The 19,698-nt window shown below is 55.7% G+C and carries 17 protein-coding genes; 12 read left to right on the top strand and 5 right to left on the bottom strand.

The annotated features are described in order from the left end of the window. Positions 1–99: 99 nt before the first annotated feature. The 8 genes from prmC (at position 100) to H8B15_RS18830 (ending at position 7,801) form a co-directional block, all read left to right on the top strand. Entirely contained in the window at positions 100–984 is an 885-nt protein-coding gene (gene prmC, locus H8B15_RS18865; RefSeq protein ID WP_343069182.1) for a peptide chain release factor N(5)-glutamine methyltransferase, read from the top strand. A 60-nt stretch (positions 985–1,044) separates the two neighbouring features. Beyond that, positions 1,045–1,650, top strand: coding sequence for an acyltransferase (locus H8B15_RS18860; protein WP_187321204.1), 606 nt, complete (start codon positions 1,045–1,047; stop codon positions 1,648–1,650). 24 nt (positions 1,651–1,674) lie between these two features. Further along, the gene (locus H8B15_RS18855) at positions 1,675–2,970 is read left to right on the top strand and encodes a nucleotide sugar dehydrogenase (protein WP_187321203.1); all 1,296 of its coding nucleotides are present in this window, start codon (positions 1,675–1,677) and stop codon (positions 2,968–2,970) included. A 132-nt stretch (positions 2,971–3,102) separates the two neighbouring features. Next, positions 3,103–4,125, top strand: a complete 1,023-nt coding sequence (gene galE / locus H8B15_RS18850; protein ID WP_187321202.1) for a UDP-glucose 4-epimerase GalE — start codon at positions 3,103–3,105, stop codon at positions 4,123–4,125. A gap of 88 nt (positions 4,126–4,213) precedes the next feature. Continuing rightward, complete coding sequence (gene rfbB, locus H8B15_RS18845) at positions 4,214–5,266, top strand: dTDP-glucose 4,6-dehydratase (RefSeq protein ID WP_187321201.1); 1,053 nt, start codon at positions 4,214–4,216, stop codon at positions 5,264–5,266. A 98-nt stretch (positions 5,267–5,364) separates the two neighbouring features. After that, positions 5,365–6,372, top strand: a complete 1,008-nt coding sequence (locus H8B15_RS18840; protein ID WP_187321200.1) for an SDR family oxidoreductase — start codon at positions 5,365–5,367, stop codon at positions 6,370–6,372. 96 nt (positions 6,373–6,468) lie between these two features. Then, positions 6,469–7,335 carry a glucose-1-phosphate thymidylyltransferase RfbA gene (gene rfbA / locus H8B15_RS18835; RefSeq protein WP_187321199.1) on the top strand — a complete coding sequence of 289 codons (867 nt, stop codon included), beginning with the start codon at positions 6,469–6,471 and terminating at the stop codon, positions 7,333–7,335. 103 nt (positions 7,336–7,438) lie between these two features. Further along, positions 7,439–7,801 carry a hypothetical protein gene (locus H8B15_RS18830; RefSeq protein ID WP_187321198.1) on the top strand — a complete coding sequence of 121 codons (363 nt, stop codon included), beginning with the start codon at positions 7,439–7,441 and terminating at the stop codon, positions 7,799–7,801. On the opposite strand, the gene chrA is transcribed toward H8B15_RS18830, so the two are convergent. Together chrA and H8B15_RS18820 are read right to left on the bottom strand one after the other, a co-directional pair. Continuing rightward, entirely contained in the window at positions 7,794–9,014 is a 1,221-nt protein-coding gene (gene chrA / locus H8B15_RS18825; RefSeq protein ID WP_246455714.1) for a chromate efflux transporter, read from the bottom strand. The genes H8B15_RS18830 and chrA overlap by 8 nt on opposite strands. Before the next feature lie 145 nt (positions 9,015–9,159). Further along, entirely contained in the window at positions 9,160–10,137 is a 978-nt protein-coding gene (locus tag H8B15_RS18820; RefSeq protein ID WP_187321197.1) for an isopenicillin N synthase family dioxygenase, read from the bottom strand. A gap of 135 nt (positions 10,138–10,272) precedes the next feature. On the opposite strand from H8B15_RS18820, the gene H8B15_RS18815 reads away from it, so the two are divergent. After that, positions 10,273–11,100: a hypothetical protein gene (locus tag H8B15_RS18815; RefSeq protein WP_187321196.1), complete on the top strand. Its 828-nt coding sequence runs from the start codon at positions 10,273–10,275 to the stop codon at positions 11,098–11,100. Positions 11,101–11,378: 278 nt separating this feature from the next. Continuing rightward, a complete protein-coding gene (locus H8B15_RS18810; RefSeq protein WP_187321195.1) occupies positions 11,379–13,421 on the top strand; it encodes an OmpA family protein in 2,043 nt (680 codons plus the stop codon). 182 nt (positions 13,422–13,603) lie between these two features. On the opposite strand, the gene floA is transcribed toward H8B15_RS18810, so the two are convergent. The 3 genes from floA to proS form a co-directional block, all read right to left on the bottom strand. Beyond that, positions 13,604–14,572, bottom strand: coding sequence for a flotillin-like protein FloA (gene floA, locus H8B15_RS18805; protein ID WP_187321194.1), 969 nt, complete (start codon positions 14,570–14,572; stop codon positions 13,604–13,606). Positions 14,573–14,637: 65 nt separating this feature from the next. Continuing rightward, entirely contained in the window at positions 14,638–15,102 is a 465-nt protein-coding gene (locus tag H8B15_RS18800) for an NfeD family protein (RefSeq protein ID WP_187321193.1), read from the bottom strand. A gap of 152 nt (positions 15,103–15,254) precedes the next feature. Beyond that, entirely contained in the window at positions 15,255–16,730 is a 1,476-nt protein-coding gene (proS, locus tag H8B15_RS18795; RefSeq protein ID WP_187321192.1) for a proline--tRNA ligase, read from the bottom strand. 198 nt (positions 16,731–16,928) lie between these two features. On the opposite strand from proS, the gene H8B15_RS18790 reads away from it, so the two are divergent. Together H8B15_RS18790 and H8B15_RS18785 are read left to right on the top strand one after the other, a co-directional pair. Continuing rightward, positions 16,929–18,122: a hypothetical protein gene (locus tag H8B15_RS18790; RefSeq protein WP_187321191.1), complete on the top strand. Its 1,194-nt coding sequence runs from the start codon at positions 16,929–16,931 to the stop codon at positions 18,120–18,122. A gap of 58 nt (positions 18,123–18,180) precedes the next feature. Next, the gene (locus H8B15_RS18785; protein ID WP_187321190.1) at positions 18,181–19,692 is read left to right on the top strand and encodes an OmpP1/FadL family transporter; all 1,512 of its coding nucleotides are present in this window, start codon (positions 18,181–18,183) and stop codon (positions 19,690–19,692) included. The last annotated feature ends 6 nt before the right edge of the window (positions 19,693–19,698 follow it).

Raw genomic sequence — 19,698 nt, 5'->3', positions numbered from 1 at the left:
GCAAGGTAGGCAGATCCGGTCTGAGATGCTACCGTTGGGCTTGGTCGTCTCCCGGTTTGATTTCAGATATTTGCGCTCGTCCCGCTACGTATGCTACCCGTGCCTACCCCCACCATTCGCCAACTCACCCTCGACCTCACGGCCCAGCTCTCGGCCCTGTACCCCACGCCTGAAGCCGAGGCAATGGCCGCGCTGGTAGTGGAAAACCTGCTGCACCTAAGCGCCTTGCAACGCCGGATGCAAGCCGAGGCGCAAGTGCCCGCCGCCGTAGCTGAGCAGGTGCCTACCCTGCTGGCTCGCCTGCTTCGCCACGAGCCCGTGCAGTACGTGCTGGGCCAGGCGCACTTCTACGATCTGGAGTTGGTCGTGACGCCCGCCACGCTCATCCCACGCCCCGAAACGGAGGAGCTGGTGCAGCTCATCATCCGGGCGCATCAGCGGCAGCCCGGTTTGCGGATTCTGGACGTGGGCACGGGTAGCGGCTGCATTCCCGTGGCGCTCAGTCAGCACCTGCCCGGTGCCCGGCTCACGGCAGTAGATATTTCGGCGGAAGCCCTGGCGGTAGCGCGCCAGAATGCGGCCAAGTACCAGGTCACTATCGACTTTCAGCAGGTTGATATATTGAATAGTCTGCCGGAAGTTGAGGCACACTCTCTGGATGTGCTGGTCAGCAATCCGCCTTATGTATTAGAGAAGGAAAAAGCACTGATGCGGCCCAACGTGCTGGCGCACGAGCCCGCCACGGCCCTGTTCGTGCCCGACCACGACCCGCTGCTGTTCTACCACCGCCTGGCCGAGGTAGGGCGCCAACTCCTCCGGCCCGGCGGTATGCTCTATGTAGAAGGCAACGAGCAGTATATGCACGCCGTGGCCGCGGCCCTGGCCGAAGTGGGCTATCAGCAAGCCCACGTACACGCCGATTTGTTTGGCAAAGACCGCTTTGTGAGTGCCGTAGCGCCAGCCACGTGGCCCGGTTTGTGCTGAGCGCCCCGCGAAAACCGCTACCTTTGCCGCCTGCTACCCGCCCTTCCCTTTCCACCTGGCATGACCGATCAGCCCGCCTACTACGCCCACCCTACCGCCGTCCTCGATGCCGGATGTCGTGTGGGCGCCGGCTGCCGCATCTGGCACTTCACGCACGTATCGGCGGGGGCCGTGCTGGGCGAGGAGTGCAGCCTGGGCCAGAACGTATTTGTGGCCGATGACGTGACGCTGGGTCGAAACGTGAAGGTGCAGAACAATGTGAGCCTCTACACCGGCGTGCAGTGCGAAGATGATGTGTTTCTGGGACCGTCGGTGGTGTTTACCAACGTGAAGAACCCCCGAAGCGCCGTACCCCGCCGCGGCGACGCGCACTACCTGCCTACTGTGCTGGAGCGTGGCGTAACGGTAGGCGCCAACAGCACGATTGTGTGCGGCGTGCGACTGGGCCGCTATGCCTTTGTGGGTGCAGGTAGCGTTGTGACGCACAACGTGCCGGCTTTTGCCCTGGTGTATGGTAATCCGGCCTGGCAACACGGCTGGATGAGCGCCCACGGCCACCGGCTGTATTTTGATCAAAGCGGTTTTGCACGGTGCCCCGAGTCGTTTCAGGGCTATGAGTTGAATGAGGCTAAAACCGAAGTTTGGGCCGAAGACTATTCCGACTAATTCACTACTTAATATTCTCCAAGAGTGTACGACGAACTACTCCGGAAAGAAGCCAAGCTGGCTGTTATTGGCCTCGGCTACGTAGGGCTGCCCATCGCGCTGGAATTTGCCCGCAAGCTCAGCGTCATTGGCTTTGATATTAATGCTGGCCGCGTGGAGATGATGCGCAACGGCATCGACCCCAGCGGGGAGTTGGAGGCGCAGGATTTTGAAGGCTGCGACATCACCTTCACCGATTCGCTGGACGTGCTGCGTGAGGCCCGCTTCTTTATCGTGGCCGTGCCTACCCCCATCGACGAGCACGCTCAACCCGACCTCAAGCCGCTGCTGGGTGCTTCTACCTCGGTAGGCAAAGTGCTGAAGAAGGGTGATTACGTGGTGTTTGAAAGCACCGTGTACCCCGGCTGCACCGAGGAAGACTGCATTCCGGTGATGGAAAAGCTGTCGGGCCTGTCGTTTCCCCAGGATTTCAAGGTGGGCTACTCGCCCGAGCGCATCAACCCCGGCGACAAGGAGCACACCCTGGCTCGCATTGTGAAGGTGGTATCAGGCTGCGATGCAGAGTCGCTGGATACGATTGCCAAGCTCTACGAGCTGGTGGTAACGGCCGGCGTGCACCGCGCCAGCAGCATCAAGGTAGCCGAGGCCGCCAAGATCATCGAAAACACCCAGCGCGACGTGAACATTGCATTGATGAACGAGCTGTCGATGATTTTCGACCGCATGAACATCAACACCTATGAGGTGCTGGAAGCGGCCGGTACCAAGTGGAATTTCCTGAAGTTTTTCCCCGGCCTGGTAGGCGGCCACTGCATCGGCGTGGACCCCTACTACCTGACCTACAAAGCAAAAGAACTGGGCTACGACGCCAAGGTTATCCTGAGCGGCCGCACGACCAACGATACAATGGGTGCCTACATCGCGCGCAAAACCGTGCAGATGATGATCAAGCAGGGCAAGGACGTGTCGAAAAGCCGGGTGCTGGTGATGGGCGCTACCTTCAAAGAAAACGTGGAGGACATCCGCAACTCCAAGGTAGCCGACGTTATCAATGAGCTGAAAAACTTCTCGGTGAATGTGGATATCGTAGACCCGCATGCCGACTCCGAGGAGCTGAACCACGAGTACGGCTTCCGCCTCACGCCCGAAGCCGATGTACGCCAGGACTACGATGCCGTGTTGGTAGCCGTGAGCCACAAGCCCTACCTCACCAAAGACGAAGCCTACTTCCAGTCCATCACCGCCGATAACGCTGTGCTGGTTGACATCAAAGGCCTCTACCGCAACAAAATTCAGGAACTCACTTACTGGAGCCTTTAAGGTGAGATGGTGAGTAGTGAAATGGTGAGTTTGACGTTTTGCTTATGTAAGTTAAACGGCTAGTCTTGCCAACAGAGACTATTCACCAGAACATCAAACGCACCATTTCACTACTCACCATTTCACCATTATATGCGCGCCAAAATTCTCGTAACGGGCGGCGCGGGCTACATTGGCTCGCACGCGGTAGTTGAGTTACACAATGCTGGATATCAGCCGATTATTATCGATGATTTCAGCAATTCGCAGGAGTCGGTGCTGGATGGCATCCAGTCGATTCTGGGGGTAGCCATTCCCAGCTACCGTATCGACTGTGGCGACGCTGACTCCCTGCGCGACGTGTTCAACCGGGAGAAGGATGTGCAAGGCATCATTCACTTTGCGGCGTTCAAAGCCGTAGGCGAGTCGGTGCAAAAGCCCTTGGCTTATTACCACAATAACGTGGGCTCCTTGGTGACATTGTTGCAGGTAATGGCGGAGTTTGGGCTGAGCAACCTGGTATTCTCCTCGTCATGCACCGTGTATGGTATCCCCGACGAACTGCCAGTAACGGAGCAAACGCCCACCAAGCCAGCTACTTCGCCCTATGGCAATACCAAGAAGATTTGCGAAGACATCCTGACCGATACCGCGGCTGCGCCGGGTAGCACGCTGCGCACCATTCTGCTGCGCTACTTCAACCCCATTGGTGCGCACGAGTCGGCCAAGATTGGAGAGCTGCCGCTGGGCGTGCCCAATAACCTGGTGCCCTTCATCACCCAAACCGCTGCCGGCATCCGCGAGAAGCTCACGATTTTCGGCGACACCTACGATACGCCCGACGGCACCAACATCCGCGACTACGTGCATGTGGTAGACTTGGCCAAAGCCCACGTGGTGGCTGTGCAGCGCCTGCTGGATGGCACCGGCGAGAAGGTAGAAACCTTTAACGTAGGCACCGGCCACGGCAACTCGGTGCTGGAGGTGGTGAAGACGTTTGAAGAGGCTACCGGCGTGAAGCTGAACTACATCATTGGCCCCGCCCGCGCCGGCGACGTGCCCGCCATCTACGCCGACGTAACGAAAGCCACCAACGAACTAGGCTTCCAGACCACCGCTACCCTGGCGGAGGCCCTGGCTAGCTCCTGGAAGTGGCAGCAGAGTTTGAATGGCTAAATGGTTCTGAGGTTGACTGGTTAGTTGTCCTATAAGAAACATAGAGCAACTAACCATTCAACCATCAAACAATTCAACAACTTACTAGATGAAAATCATTATCACCGGCGGGGCCGGATTCATTGGGTCGCATGTGGTACGGCTGTTCGTAAACAAGTACCCGGAGTATCAGATTCTGAACCTGGACGCGTTGACCTACGCCGGCAACCTGGAAAATCTGCGCGACATCGAGGACAAGCCTAATTATCGTCTGGTGAAAGGCGATATCACGGACCAAGCGTTTGTAGATCATTTATTTGCTACCGAAGAGCCTGACGCTGTGATTCACTTGGCTGCGGAAAGCCACGTGGACCGCAGCATCACCGATCCGCTGGCCTTTGTGAAGACCAACGTGCTGGGTACGGTGCATTTGCTGAATGCAGCCAAAAACCTCTGGAAACCCAAAGGCTACGAAGGCAACGTGTTCTACCACGTGAGCACCGACGAGGTGTACGGTTCGCTGGAGATGGGCCCGGAGATGTTCACCGAAGAGACTTCGTACGACCCTCGCTCGCCCTACTCGGCCAGCAAGGCATCGTCGGATCACTTTGTGCGGGCCTGGCACCACACCTACCATATGCCCGTGAAGCTGAGCAACTGCTCCAACAACTATGGCCCTAATCACTTCCCCGAGAAGCTGATTCCGCTGGCTATTCACCGCATCCGTACCGGGCAGCCGGTGCCGGTGTATGGCAAAGGCGAAAATGTGCGCGACTGGCTGTTTGTAAAAGACCACGCCACGGCCATCGACGCTGTATTCCACCAAGGGAAGGTAGGCGAGACCTACAATATTGGCGGCGTGAACGAGTGGCAGAACATCGAGCTAATTAATCTGCTCTGCGACACGCTGGATGAGAAAACCGGCAAGCCGCAAGGCACCTCGCGCCAACTCATCACCTTCGTAACCGACCGCGCTGGCCATGACTTGCGCTACGCCATCGACAGCTCCAAAATCATGAATGAGCTGGGCTGGAAACCCTCTGTAACCTTCGAGCAAGGCCTGAGCCAGACTGTGGATTGGTACCTCGAAAACCAGAGCTGGCTCGACAACGTGACCAGCGGCGCGTATCAGGATTACTACCTGAAACAGTATACCCGGTAGGGGCGCCTTGCAGGCGCCCGTCGTTGAACGATTCCCGTTGAGCGACGCCCTACCTTATCGTTCAACGATGGGCGCCTGCAAGGCGCCCCTACGACCATATGTACAATACTCCTTTCCACGAGCAGCCGCTCGATAATCTGGCTTTCCTCGTAACGGGCGGCGCTGGCTTTATTGGCTCTAACCTGGTAGAATACTTGTTGAAGTACGGCGCTAAAGAGGTGCGTGTGCTCGACAACTTTTCCAACGGCTTCCGCAAGAATGTAGCGCTGTTCCAGGACAACCCTACCCTGCGCGTCATCGAAGGCGACATCCGCGACCCGCAAGCCTGCCACGACGCCTGCCAAGGCGTTGACATTGTGCTGCACCAGGCGGCACTGGGTTCGGTGCCGCGCTCCATCAACGACCCCATCACGAGTAACGACGTGAACGTGGGCGGTTTCGTAAATATGCTAGTGGCTGCCAAAGATGCTAATGTGAAGCGCTTTGTGTACGCGGCATCGTCGTCGACCTATGGTGACCATAAGGCTCTTCCCAAGGTAGAGGACCGTATTGGCAAACCCCTCTCGCCCTACGCTGTGACTAAATACGTGAACGAGCTATACGCCGACGTATTCGGTAAAACCTACGGCATGGAGCTGATTGGCTTGCGCTACTTCAACATCTTCGGCCCTCGCCAGGACCCCAACGGTGCCTATGCGGCGGTAATTCCGTTGTTTATTGATGCTGTGCTGGAAGGTCGTCCGCCCCGCATGAACGGCGACGGTGGCCAGACCCGCGACTTCACTTTTGTGGAAAACTGCGTGCAGGCCAACATCAAGGCCGCGCTGGTCGATAAGAAAGAGGCTGTAAACCAGGTGTATAACATTGCCGTGGCGGACAGAACATCCCTAAACGATCTATTCAACATCCTCAAAGAAGAAGCCGGCTCCGATATCACGCCCGAGTACGGCCCTGACCGCATCGGTGACATCCGCGACTCGCTGGCCGATATCAGCAAGGCCCAGACTCTACTCGGCTACGATCCGCAAATCCGTATTCGGGAAGGCTTGCAGCAGACGCTAGATTGGTTTAAGAAGCATCAAGAATTTATTGCAGAAAGAAATTAATTGCTAAATGGTTGAACAGCTGAACAGTTAGTCGTTTACTCGACTGTATAGCAGAGCGGCTAATCGTTCAGTTGTTCAACAATTTAACCGTTCCAAATGAAAGGCATTATCCTCGCCGGTGGCTCCGGCACTCGTCTGCACCCGCTCACGCTGGCTGTTTCCAAACAGCTCATGCCCGTGTACGATAAACCCATGATTTACTACCCGCTGTCGGTGCTGATGATGGCAGGCATTCGGGAAATCCTGATTATTACCACACCGCACGACCAGGCGCAATTCAAGAAGCTGCTCGGCGACGGTCAGAGCATTGGCTGCCGATTTGAGTATGTGGTGCAGGAAGTACCCAACGGCTTAGCGCAGGCGTTTGTGCTGGGAGCTGATTTCATCGGGCAGGACAAGGTAGCGTTGGTGCTGGGCGACAATATCTTCTATGGCGAGGGCATGGAAGAGCTGTTGAAATCAAACAACAACCCCAATGGCGGCGTGGTGTACGCCTACCACGTGCACGACCCCGAGCGCTACGGCGTGGTGGAGTTCGACGAGAATAAAAAGGCCCTCAGCATTGAGGAAAAGCCAGCCAGCCCAAAGAGCAATTACGCTGTGCCTGGCCTCTACTTCTACGACAACGAGGTAGTGGAGATTGCCAAAAACCTGAAGCCTAGTCCCCGTGGTGAGTACGAAATTACCGACGTAAACCAGGAATACCTGCGCCGCGGCAAGCTGAAGGTAGGCATTCTGGGCCGCGGCACTGCCTGGCTCGACACAGGTACGTTTGAGAGCCTGATGCAGGCCGGCGAGTTTGTGCGCGTGATTGAGCAGCGCCAAGGCCTGAAGGTGGGTGCTATTGAAGAAGTGGCCTACCGTCAGGGCTTCATTGATGCGGAGCAACTGCGTGCTATTGCTACGCCGCTACGCAAGAGCGGATACGGTGACTACCTTCTGAACCTACCCGAGTTGTTGTAGTTCTGTATCCGTCGGCCTCTTTTCCCTCAGCTGGAAGTTGCGTACTTTCGGCTGAGGGAGCTGTATCTGCTTTCTAGTACATATCCTACCCCATCAATTTACTATGACTCCCGACCAGCGCCTAGATCAGCTTGAACCCATGATAGCGGAGGCCATGACCATCCTGGACCGCCACACGGCCCAACTCAAACAGCTTAGCTCTGCCGTAGGCCAACTGACCGAAGTGGTTACGCTGCAAAGCAGCAATATCAGCTTTATCCTGCGTGAGCAGATAGTGATGAAAGCAGATATCGCAGAGCTAAAAGCTGACGTAGCCGGTTTGAAGACGGACGTAGCCGGTTTGAAGACGGACGTGGCTGGGCTGAAGACGGATGTGGCCGGTTTGAAGGCGGATATGGCCGGTTTGAAAGCCGGGCAGATCAGCACCAATGAGAAGCTGGATTTGATTCTGAGTAAGCTCAAATAATTACCCCCGCTACCAGTGCGGCGCCTACTAGCACGTAGGAAGGAATCTTCTCCCAAAGCAGTACCAGAAAAGTAGCTACCACTAGCACGATGTTGGTGGTAGTATCGGGTAGAGGATGGTAGAGGAGCAAAGCCGCTGCCCATACCAGTCCTGCCGCTACGGCATTGATGCCCTCCAGCGAGGCCTGCACCACGCGATACTGCTTCAGGTGGTCCCAGAAGCGGATAGCAAAGAAAATCAGTAGAGTACCGGGTAGGAAGATGCCCACGGCCCCCACGGCCGCCCCCAGCAACTGGCCGCTCAGGCCGTATCCTCCTGTGTGCATAGCCAAAGCGCCAATGTAGGAAGCCAGCGAGAAATTGGGGCCAGGTAGTGCCTGGGTCAGACCATAGCCTGAAAGAAATTCGGGGCCACTCAGGTAGTGCTTGAACTCAACGAACTCGGCATAGAAAAGCGGGGCCAGCACCTGCCCGCCGCCAAAAACCAGGCTGCTGTTGCGGTAAAAGTTCTCGAATAGCCGCACGGGTAGCAGCTGGGTGTATGAGCCCACTACAGCCGCTACCAACAACACACCTAGCCATAGAATACCATTGGCCCATTCTATTTGCAGCGGCTTTTTTTCTTGTTGGGGTAGCTTGCGGTAGCGAAAGGTGGTAATCAGCCCACCGATAAGCAAAAGCAGGGGTAGTACCCACGGCAGCTGAAAGAAATACGCTATTAGTGCGGAGGCCACAATGAGGGCCGTAGAGGTCTTGGTTTGGACTACCTTACGGCCAATCTTATAGGCCGAGTAAAAGACAAAGCCCACGGCCACCGGCTGAATATACTGCATCAATCTAGTGACCAGACTCTTATCTAGATAACTGATGCTAATACCGGCTACCGTCATGATAATAACGGAAGGCAGCACCCAAATCAGAGCCGTGAGGTAGGCCAGGTTAGGACCTCCCAGCCGAAAACCAATGGCCGTGATGGTCTGCGTAGAGGCCGGCCCCGGCAAAATCTGGCACAAGGCCGATATTTCGAGTAGTTCGGCGGTGGTGAGGTAGCGGCGTTTCTCCACCAATAGGCGCATCATCATGGCAATGTGCGCCTGCGGCCCGCCAAACGACGACAGGCTGAGCGCGGCCACGTCTTTCAGAAAAATAAGGCCGCGTACCCGCCGGGTGCGTTGGCCGCGGCGCGGGGGCGGTGCCAGCTGTACCTCTTCCAATGCAGTGCCGGGTTATGCGTTACACGTGGTGCAGTATTCGGGTAGGAGGTAGGGAAAGTTACCCAGATCCAAAAAACAGTTGCCAGTGAGTAGGCGGGCAACCCTCTGCTCACTGGCAACTGTACTATCTGCTAACCTGAAGGGTTTATTTCTTCTTCAGGCCCAACTCAATTAGGCGTTCGTTCAGGAACTCACCGGCTGTCACGTCGGGCTGCTGTTTGGGGTTATCGGGGGTAACGCAGCTTTCCAGCGCAGCCAGGCTCATCTCAGAGCGTGGATGCATAAAGAAGGGCACCGAGTAGCGCGAGGAGTTCATCTTCTCGCGGGGCGGGTTCACCACGCGGTGAATGGTGCTCCGGAGTACGCCGTTGGTGAGACGTTGCAGCATGTCGCCCACGTTCACCACAATCTGGTCGGGTAGGGCTGTGATAGGAATCCACTTTCCATCGCGGCGTAGCACTTGCAAGCCGTCGGCTGAGGCACCCATCAACAAGGTAATCAGGTTGATGTCGCCGTGCTCGGCGGCGCGCACCGCATCAGCGGGCACCGCGTCGGGGTTCTCGATGGGGAAATAGTGAATCTGGCGCAGAATGCTGTTGCCGTTCTTCACTTTGTCGTCGAAGTAGTTCTCGGGCAGCTCCAGATAGAGCGCAATGGCACGCAGCACATCCTTGCCCGCTGCTTCCAGCGTTTTGTAGGCAGCGGTGGTGTGCTGGGCAAAGCCGGGAACTTCGGCCGGCCAAATGTTGTCGGGGTACTCCTGCGCTACTGGGTCGGTGGGGTCGTCTACCTCCTGGCCCACGTGGAAAAACTCCTTTAGGTCGCCGGTGTTGCGGCCTTTGGCGTGCTCTTTTCCTTTGCCGATGTAGCCTCGCTGCCCAGCCAATTCTGGCTTTTCGTAGCGCTGCTTCACCTCGTCGGGTAGGGAAAAGAAAGCCTGTACATCGTCGTACAGCTTGGTGGTCTGGTCGTCGGTCAGGCCATGGTTTTTCAGGGCAACGAAGCCGATGTTCTGGTAGGCTTCGCCGAGCTGCTGCACAAAGCGGGCCTTGCGTTCCGGGTCGCCGGAACGGAAATCAGCCAGGTCGAGCGATGGAATTTCTTCCAGCAATGTTGGGTCCATAGCGGAAAATTGATATACTTTTGAGCAATCGTTACGTACTTGCGCAAAGTACTCAAAAAAATCGCACGTCGTCCCGGGGTGGGGCGCAGCCGGATATCCGATTCGGTAGTTTTTAATATCATCACCATTTCACCTATGAAAGCATCTGCTTTTCTACTAGGCGGTTCCCTGTTACTCGCACTGGGCGCCTGCGACACGACTCGCCAGCAAACGGAGGGTACTTCGCAGAGCACAGCCGAAACGGTTACTTCCCCGACCATGGCGGCGATGGAGAAAAACGGCATCCGCCTAACTCCGTTCGACGACTCCCCGAAATACCCCGAAGCACAATTGCGCCTGAAAACGCCCCCCTCGGGCTCCACATCGCCTTCCGGTGCCGTAGCATTCGACTACGACCTGACCAACTTTGTGCTCACGAAGATGAGCAGCGGCATGACCGGCAACGAAATGGCCGTTTCGGAAAAAGGACAGCACATTCACAACATTGTGGATAACCAGCCCTACACGGCACACTACACCACGGAGTTCACCAAGAACATAGCGGATGGTCAGCACGTTGTGCTGTCGTTTCTGTCGCGCTCCTACCACGAGAGCCTGAAGCATCGCGGAGCCTATGATCTGCGCATTGTCAATGTAGGTTCGGCACCGGTGCAGCCGCTGAACGCCGACCTATCGGCGCCACACATGTTCTATAGCCGCCCGAAGGACACGTACTCCGGCAATGATACCAAGAAGGTGATGCTGGACTTCTACCTGGTGAATACGACCCTCTCGCCGGAAGGCAACAAAGTACGTGCTACCATCAACGGCTCCGAGTTTATGCTAAGCGAGTGGCTACCCTACACAATGGAGGGTTTGCCAATGGGACAAAATACCGTGAAGCTGGAGCTAGTGGATAACAACGGAAATTTGATACCGGGTCCATTTAACTCCGTTACGCGCACGTTTACGCTGCAGCCCTAAGCAGCACAACGAAACATGGCAAAAGCCCGGCTGCAACCAGTGCGACCGGGCTTTTGCCATTTGCCAGTAGGTGGTAATAGGCTTTGTTGCCTACAACACTCTTCTGGGTTTTATTCAAAAATAACCGGTCAACTCCGTGTTCGGTAGTAATTTGGCGCGGCTTTCGCGGGGCGCCGGGGCTACTACCCAGCCTGTATAGGCATCTGTGGGGGTTGGTGAGGCAATGGGTTGATCAGTCGGCAAGCCGACACATCTTTATTCGCAGATTTAGTACAAGAATGATGAGGAAACTCTTTCTTTCCTTGGGGTTGCTGATAGGAATTGGTAGCGTAGCACAAGCACAGCACGCTGTGTGGGCTTCGAAGGTAGTGGCCGTATCGTCGCAGAAATCGAGCGGCAAAGAGGCCTTCTCCCCTGAGAAAGTGCTGGGTGAGCCCAATGCCCTACCGCTCGGCCAGATCAGCAACGAAGCTTGGATTCCTAAAAAAGAAGGCAAAGACGAATATATCGAGGTGAAGTTCTCGAAGTCGTTGGTGGCGAAGCAGGTGACGGTCGTTGAAAACTTTAATCCGGGCTCTGTAACGAAGATTGAGCTGGTTGATACGCGCGGTGGCCGGCACCAAGTATACGAAAACAACAAGCCGGGCACATTGGGCGAAGCCTTTCGCTCGTTACAGGTAACGTTTTCACCGGGCACCTACCGTACCATTGGGGTAGTGGTAACGATGAACACCAAGGACGTGAACGGCGTGAACCAGATTGACGCCATCGGTATTGCCGACGTGGCCGAAACGATGGTGAAGCAGCAGTTCAAGGCCGACCCCAACGCTGCCAAGTTCGACTCGACGATGGTAAATCTGGGGCCGAACGTCAACTCCAAGTATGTTGATACCCACCCTATTATCTCCCCCGACGGCCGTACGTTGTACTTTGCCCGGCAGGAAAGCCCCCAGAATACCGGTGGTGCCAGCGATGCACAGGATGTATGGTATGCTACCCTCAATAATGCCAACACCAAAGCCTGGAACCCGGCCAAAAACCTGGGCGGACCTGTAAATACCCCCAAGGATCCCAATGGGGTAGCGGCTGTATCGGCCAACGGGCAGCAGTTGCTGGTCATTGGCGTGTACCGCCCCGATGGCACGCTGGAGCCCAAAGGCCCTAGCACCACGCGCCGCACCGTAACGGGCTGGAGCAAGCCCGTGCCGGTGGTGATTGAAGATTATTACAACGACGACCCCGAAAACGTGGACTATTGCCTGGGTACTTCAGGCAAGGTGATGATGATGGCTGTGCAGCGCAAAGACGGTCAGGGTAGCCAGGATATCTACGTCAGCTTTCTGAACGAAGACGGCAAGAGCTGGAGCCGCCCGCGCAACCTAGGACCCACGGTGAACACGAAGAAAGCGGAGTTTGCCCCCTTCCTGGCCGCCGATGGCAAAACGCTCTACTTCGCCTCAGAAGGCCACGGTGGCTATGGCAAGAGCGACATTTTCTATAGCAAGCGCTTAGATGACAGCTGGACCAAGTGGAGCCAGCCGCGCAACCTGGGCCCGAACGTCAACTCGCCTGATTTCGACGCCTACTACACCGTATCGGCGGCCGGTGAAGATGCCTACTTGGTATCGGCGCGCAATGGCACGGGCGGCTCCAAGGATATCTTCCGGATTGCCCTCACACCCCGTTTCAAGCCCGAAACCGTGACGCTGGTGCGTGGGCAGGTGCTGGACGCTGTGACCAAAAAGCCCATTGCCGCCGTTATTCATTACGAAAACCTGCTCACCGGTGAGGAGCTAGGAGTAGCTGAAGTGAATCCGCAGGATGGCTCCTATACTATTGTACTACCCTCGGGTGTGCAGTATGGCTACCGCGCCGAGGCTACTAACTATCTGGCAGAAAGCGATAACCTGGACGTGACCGACCGGCAGAACTACTCCGAGGTGACCCAGGATTTGTTTCTGGTGCCCTTTGCAGTAGGCTCTACCATCAAGCTCAACAATATCTTCTTTGCCCAGAGCAAGTACTACCTGCGCGAAAACTCCTATCCCGAGTTGTTGCGCTTAGTGCGTATTTTGAAGGACTACCCCGAGGTGGAAATCAAGGTGGAAGGCCATACCGACAACCAAGGCGACCCGGCCCTGAATCTAAAGCTGAGCCAGGACCGCGTGAATGAGGTGAAGAAATACCTGGTATCCAAGGGTATAGCGGGAAACCGCATCACCACCGAGGGCTACGGCGACACCAAACCCATAGCCAGCAACGACGAGGAAGAAACCCGCAAGCTCAACCGCCGCGTAGAGTTCCGAGTGACGAAGAAGTAGTGAAGTAGTGAGGTTGTGAAATGGTGAGTTACAAGAGAGCGTGTCATCCTGAGCTTGCGAAGGACCTTATGCCCGAAGAACGAAGGACGTAATGACGGCTCGTTCTGCTGTGAGAAGGTCCTTCGCCTCGCTCAGGATGACACGCTCTCTTGTAGCTCACCATTTCACAACCTCACTATTCATTAGTTGGACTTCGGTCCGTCGGGGTTGGCGATGGAGTCGCGCATGTCGGTGTCGGACTGAATGTTGCGCATCTTATAGTAATCCATAATGCCCAGGTTGCCGGAGCGGAAGGCCTCGGCCATAGCTTTCGGAATTTCGGCTTCGGCATCAACTACACGGGCCTTTGCTTCCTGGGTTTTGGCGCGATATTCCTGCTCCATAGCAACAGCCATGGCACGACGTTCTTCGGCGCGGGCTTCGGCTACCTTCAGGTCGGCAGAGGCCTGGTCAGTTTGCAATTTGGCCCCAATGTTCTCGCCGATGTCAATATCCGCAATATCAATACTCAGAATTTCGAAGGCAGTACCTGCATCCAAGCCTTTCTGTAATACCAGTTTTGAGATTTTATCGGGGTTTTCGAGCACTTCTTTGTGCGACAGCGACGAGCCGATACTGGTGACAATGCCTTCGCCTACCCTGGCCAGAATAGTTTCCTCCCCAGCCCCGCCCACCAACTGCGTGATGTTGGCGCGCACCGTCACACGGGCCTTTGCAATGAGCTGAATACCATCCTGTGCTACAGCAGCTACGTTGGGTGTGTTGATGACTTTAGGATTCACGGAAGTTGTAACGGCTTCAAACACGTCGCGGCCAGCCAAGTCAATAGCGGTAGCTTGCTTGAAATCAAGTGGGATGTTCGCTTTATCGGCCGAAATCAGCGCTTTAATCACACTTGGTACATTGCCACCAGCGAGATAGTGCGTTTCTAGCTCGTTGGGCGTGATTTGCAGGCCCGCTTTGGAAGACGTAATCAGAGAATTCACAATCAGCGACGGCGGCACCTTGCGGACGCGCATAAATACGAGCTGCAACAGGCTGATGCGGACACCGGAGAAAATGGCCGTTATCCAAAGGTTAATCGGGAAGAAGTACAAGAGCACCAGCAGCACAATGGCCACCACGGCAATCGGTAGAATTGGAAAATTCATGGGGTAGGATAAGGGGATGAAAGCGAAAGGCCGTGTAACTAACAACTAAAAACTGACACGGTCGCTCAGGCTTGCTCTACTACAATACGGTTTTGCTCGATGCGTAGAACCCGTACGGGCGTGCCAGCCGCAATAAACTCGCCGCGGGTAGTGGCCTCACGCCGGTCGTTCTCAAACAGTACCGTACCGGCCGGCCGTAGCGCCGAGATGGTACGGCCAGCAGTGCCCGGCTGCACGTCGGGGCGACGGGCATCGTGCACGTAGTTATTATGCACCTCCGTGAGGGCAAATTTATTTAGGTTTTTAGGCTTCAAACCAACATATACCAACACAGCCGTGAGAAGCACCGAACCACCCAAAATGAAGTGACTGGTAGGTGTACCTAAGTCGCGGTAGCTGAACCAGATGCCTACCGCCAGCAACATGAAGCCCACAAAGCCCACAAACGTGGTGCCCGGAATAAAAATAACCTCGGCCGCCACGAATAGCAAGCCGAACAGGAGAAGGGTAGCAATCGTGAGCCAGTCCATGGTAGAAAAGTATAGAAGGTGATAAGGAAAGATACGCAGAAAGTTTAGGGAAGTACATAGCGCAAAAACCGCAACGGGTTCCTACCTAGCAGGAACAGAAAAAGGCGACTACTAGTAGTCGCCTTTTTCTGTAATTGGCTTGCTTCAAGGCATTAATATGCCCGTGCAAAGTAGGCGTAGCGTGCCGAGGGCTTACCCGTTAGCATGTCTACCCCATCTTCGTCGGGCTCGTTGAGGGCTAGGCAGCGGATGGTGGCTTTGGTTTCCTCCTTGATGCGCTCCTCCGTTTCGGGGGTGCCGTCCCAGGGAGCCAGCACGAAGCCGGCGGTAGTATCGAGCACTTGCTTAAACTCCTCGTAGGTGGTTACGCGGGTAGTATGCTGCTCGCGGTAGCGCAGGGCCTTGTTATAGATGTTGGTCTGGATATCCTGGAGCAACTGGTCTACGCTCTGCACGATGTCGGCCAGCGGTAGGTTCATTTTCTCCTTGGTGTCGCGGCGGGCTACCTCCACGGTGCCGGCATCCAGGTCGCGCATGCCCACAGCTAGGCGTACGGGCACGCCCTTCATTTCCCACTCGGCAAACTTGAAGCCGGGCCGCTCGGTGTCGCGGTCGTCTACCTTCACCGAGATACCGCGCTCTATCAAGCCCTGCTGCATGGGCCGGATGCGCTCCAGCAGCTCGTCGAGCTGACCAGTTTTGTAGATAGGTACAATCACCACCTGAATTGGCGCCAATTTGGGAGGTAGCACCAATCCTTCGTCATCGGAGTGCGCCATCACCAACGCGCCCATCAGGCGGGTGCTCACGCCCCAGCTAGTGCCCCATACGTGCTCCAGTGTGCCTTCCTTGCTCTGGAATTGCACATCGAACGCCTTGGCGAAATTCTGCCCCAGGAAGTGCGACGTGCCGGCCTGCAACGCTTTGCCATCCTGCATGAGCGCCTCGATGCAATAGGTTTCCAAGGCACCGGCAAACCGCTCGTTCTCCGACTTTACGCCTTTCACCACGGGTAGAGCCATCCATTCCTCGGCAAACTCGGCGTACACGTCCAGCATCTGGCGGGTTTCGGCTAGGGCTTCTTCGGCGGTGGCGTGGGCAGTGTGGCCTTCCTGCCACAGGAACTCGGCTGTGCGCAGGAACAGGCGCGTACGCATTTCCCAGCGTACCACGTTAGCCCACTGGTTAATAAGCAGTGGCAGGTCGCGGTAGCTCTGAATCCAATTTTTGTAGGTGCTCCAGATGATGGCTTCGGAGGTAGGGCGCACCACTAGCTCTTCTTCCAGTTTAGCGTTGGGGTCGACGCGCAACTTGCCCGGTTTTTCGGGGTCTGTTTGGAGTCGGTAGTGTGTTACCACGGCACACTCCTTGGCAAAGCCCTCCGCGTTTTTCTCTTCCGCCTCGAATAAGCTTTTGGGGACAAACAGGGGGAAATAAGCGTTCTGATGGCCGGTACGCTTGAACATACCATCCAGCGTTTGCTGCATTTTTTCCCAGATGGCGTAGCCGTACGGCTTGATGACCATGCAACCCCGTACGGCGGCATTTTCGGCCAGGCCCGCGCGCTTTACTAACTCATTGTACCATAAAGAGTAATCTTCGCTGCGCTTCGGCAAACTTTTGCTCATGTTTTGGAGTATCTTTGAAAGTAGAAGTGCAAAAAAAGTCCGAAATAGTGGTATAACATTTGTCGCCCACTAAGGCACCGTTTCGGCCTCAAATTACGTTATTAAAACGAAGCATTCCGCCCGGCAGGTGAAGCGGGTAGCAAATGCCCTCTAACTTCGCCTGATTCTCATTTCCATAGCTCCTTTCTCTACATAATCATGAAAAGATATTCCACCTTCATTTTATCTGCCCTGAGTGCGCTAGCGCTTGGCGGGTGCGCGGGCACATCGGCCCTTACTACCTCTACCGAAGACGATGGAGTGTATTATACCTCAAAGGATAAGACTACGCTGACGCCTGCTGCCCAGGAAGCACTGGACGCCCGCTACGGGCAGGGGCAAAGCAACGGTGGCTACGCCGTATCAGGTGATGTAAACCCCGAATACTCTGGCGATGGTACTATGCAAGATGCCACTGGCACTACAGAGTACTACGATGATGACTATGGCTATGCCTCTCGCTTGCGTCGTTTCAACAGCTCTACCTATAGCGGCCTGGGTTATTCCAGTCTCGCCTATACCGACCCCTTTTGGTATGGTGGCTATAGCCCCTACGGCTTTGGCTCGCTTTACAGTCCCTTCTACTCGCCTTATTACGGCTCTGGCTTGAGCATTGGCTTAGGATTGGGCTTTGGCTCCCTCTATCGTCCGTATGGCTTAGGCTATGGAGGATTGGGATATGGTGGCTTGTATGACCCCTTCTACGGTGGTTTGGGCTATGGGCCAGGGCTTGGGTACGGCTACGGCTTAGGCTATGGTGGCTTGGGCTACGGCGGCCTGGGGTATGGTTATCCTTACTATGGCGGTAGCTATGGCTATGCCGGTGATGTACGTAGCCGCGTTAACTACCAGCCGCGTCGTGAGCGGAGTGCTGCTGCGTTGTCGTCGGCCCCCAATACTGGCATACGCGGTGGCCGCTCCAGTGGCAATGCTGTTCTGTCTAATGGCTCGGGTGGTACAGTCGTGAATGGAAACAATGGTAATGGTGGCTGGAGCCGTGGACGGGTTGTGGATGGTGGCGTGGCTGGCAACCCCCAGCGCCAGAACACTGTGAATGTGCCCGCCGATCAGCCCAATCTGGATACCCGCTCGGGAGGACGCCGGTGGCGCAGCGCCGATGCTGGTAGTCAAGGGTATAGCAACCAGGGCAATGTAGTACAGCCCCGTCGTAACCGATTGTTCAGTGGCGATGGTCAGGCAACGCAACGCCAGGTATACAGCCAACCTACTCGCTCGTATGAGCAGCAGCAACCCTCGCGCTCGTTCAGTGAGCCTTCGCGTAGCTCTTTCGGAGGTTCTTCCGGTGCTAGCTCGGTAGGTGGCGGCGGTGGTAGCCGTGGACGCGTGCGCTAATGCATCCGGGCTTACGCTCGTAGATGTCTCATTTTCCTTTCTTTCCTGAATGAAAAACATGAAATATTGGCTAGGCTTGGCCCTTATGGGTTGGGCCAGCCACGCTTTTGCCCAAAGTGAGCTAGATGCTTTGCGGTACTCTCAACTACAATTTGGCGGCGGAGCCCGTACGTTAGGAATTGGCGGAGCCAACGTAGCGCTAGGGGCAGATGCTGGTAACTTAAGCAGCAACCCAGCTGGTCTGGGCTTATTCCAGCGTTCGGAGGTGAGTTTTACGCCCGGCTTTGGCGTTGGTAATACCAACAGCTCTTTGCAGGGTAGTGGCAGCCTCACCGATTCCCGAAACAGCCTGCACATTGGAAACGTAGGGCTAATCTTTACCAACCGTCGGCCCGATAGCGACAACACATCGGACTGGCGCGCAGGCTCCTTTGGAATAGGCGTTACGCGCATCAACGATTTCAATCAGAACTCCGTCTATTCTGGGACGGTGGGCGAGCAGCAGTCGTTGTTTCAGCGTTTGCGGGAGCCGCGTCTTACTAATCAGGAAATAGATGATCAGTATGCCGATAATGCCTACGTTGACTTAGACGCGCTGGCCTATGGTGCTTATTTGAATAACCTGGATGGCGGCAACCAAGTATCTACTATTAGTCGCAACGGACCTATTACGCAGCGGGAAAGCACGCTAAATACCGGGTCGCAGTCGCAGTACGACTTTGCCTACGGGGCTAGCTACCGCGACAAGCTGTATATAGGCGGTGCCATTGGCGTTGTGGGTGCGCGCTACGAGATGACGCGTGATTTCTATGAGACGACCAGTGATGTGGATGTGCATTTGCGCGACTACCTGCAAACACGTGGTACAGGGTTCAATGCTCGTATTGGAGCTATTTATCGTGCTACGGATAATGTGCGCCTTGGTGCTTCTGTGCAAACACCCACTTGGTACCGACTAACAGATACATACAGCACACAGCTCAGCTCTACGTTTACCCCGCCCAGGTATATACGAAACGATGCGGGGCAAATAATCCAGACAATTAACGGAGGGGATGCGCAAACGGGTAGCCAGCAGTTCTCCTACAACCTGACCACTCCCTTCCGGGCAAATGGTGGCATCGCCGTATTGTTAGGGAAGTATGGTTTCCTGACAGGCGATGTGGAGTACGTTGATTATTCTCAGCCGCGCTTCCGCGATAACGCCACTGCCAACGGCACGACTGCTGGATACGATTACTCCAGCACAAACCAATACATCAGCGACCTTTACCGCTCTACCGTCAACCTGCGTTTTGGTGGCGAGGCACGTTACGAGGCCTTCCGATTCCGGCTTGGGTATGCCCGCTACGGCGACCCTTATCGCGCTAATGATTTCGACCGCACCCAAACATACTACACGGTGGGCTTGGGCTTGCGTCAGCAGAACTTCTTCCTGGACGTAGCTGGCGTATATAAGTCAGCCAATACCTACTACTCGCCCTACGTGCTCAATGCCGGCGACCAACCCGTAGTAAGCATTGATGCTAACCGCTTCACCACCTCCCTCACCATTGGGACGACTTTCTAAGGATAG

This window comes from Hymenobacter citatus (assembly GCF_014333615.1).
Classification (GTDB): Bacteria; Bacteroidota; Bacteroidia; order Cytophagales; family Hymenobacteraceae; genus Hymenobacter; species Hymenobacter citatus.
This window is presented reverse-complemented; position numbering and strand designations above follow the sequence as displayed.

What these genes read in the sequence shown, in the direction of transcription:
- H8B15_RS18860 (WP_187321204.1), top strand. Translation starts at nt 1,045, where the DNA reads ATGACCGATCAGCCCGCCTACTACGCCCACCCTACCGCCGTCCTCGAT.
- galE (WP_187321202.1), top strand. Translation starts at nt 3,103, where the DNA reads ATGCGCGCCAAAATTCTCGTAACGGGCGGCGCGGGCTACATTGGCTCG.
- rfbB (WP_187321201.1), top strand. Translation starts at nt 4,214, where the DNA reads ATGAAAATCATTATCACCGGCGGGGCCGGATTCATTGGGTCGCATGTG.
- H8B15_RS18840 (WP_187321200.1), top strand. Translation starts at nt 5,365, where the DNA reads ATGTACAATACTCCTTTCCACGAGCAGCCGCTCGATAATCTGGCTTTC.
- rfbA (WP_187321199.1), top strand. Translation starts at nt 6,469, where the DNA reads ATGAAAGGCATTATCCTCGCCGGTGGCTCCGGCACTCGTCTGCACCCG.
- H8B15_RS18830 (WP_187321198.1), top strand. Translation starts at nt 7,439, where the DNA reads ATGACTCCCGACCAGCGCCTAGATCAGCTTGAACCCATGATAGCGGAG.
- H8B15_RS18820 (WP_187321197.1), bottom strand. Translation starts at nt 10,137, where the DNA reads ATGGACCCAACATTGCTGGAAGAAATTCCATCGCTCGACCTGGCTGAT.
- H8B15_RS18815 (WP_187321196.1), top strand. Translation starts at nt 10,273, where the DNA reads ATGAAAGCATCTGCTTTTCTACTAGGCGGTTCCCTGTTACTCGCACTG.
- H8B15_RS18810 (WP_187321195.1), top strand. Translation starts at nt 11,379, where the DNA reads ATGATGAGGAAACTCTTTCTTTCCTTGGGGTTGCTGATAGGAATTGGT.
- floA (WP_187321194.1), bottom strand. Translation starts at nt 14,572, where the DNA reads ATGAATTTTCCAATTCTACCGATTGCCGTGGTGGCCATTGTGCTGCTG.
- H8B15_RS18800 (WP_187321193.1), bottom strand. Translation starts at nt 15,102, where the DNA reads ATGGACTGGCTCACGATTGCTACCCTTCTCCTGTTCGGCTTGCTATTC.
- proS (WP_187321192.1), bottom strand. Translation starts at nt 16,730, where the DNA reads ATGAGCAAAAGTTTGCCGAAGCGCAGCGAAGATTACTCTTTATGGTAC.
- H8B15_RS18790 (WP_187321191.1), top strand. Translation starts at nt 16,929, where the DNA reads ATGAAAAGATATTCCACCTTCATTTTATCTGCCCTGAGTGCGCTAGCG.
- H8B15_RS18785 (WP_187321190.1), top strand. Translation starts at nt 18,181, where the DNA reads ATGAAATATTGGCTAGGCTTGGCCCTTATGGGTTGGGCCAGCCACGCT.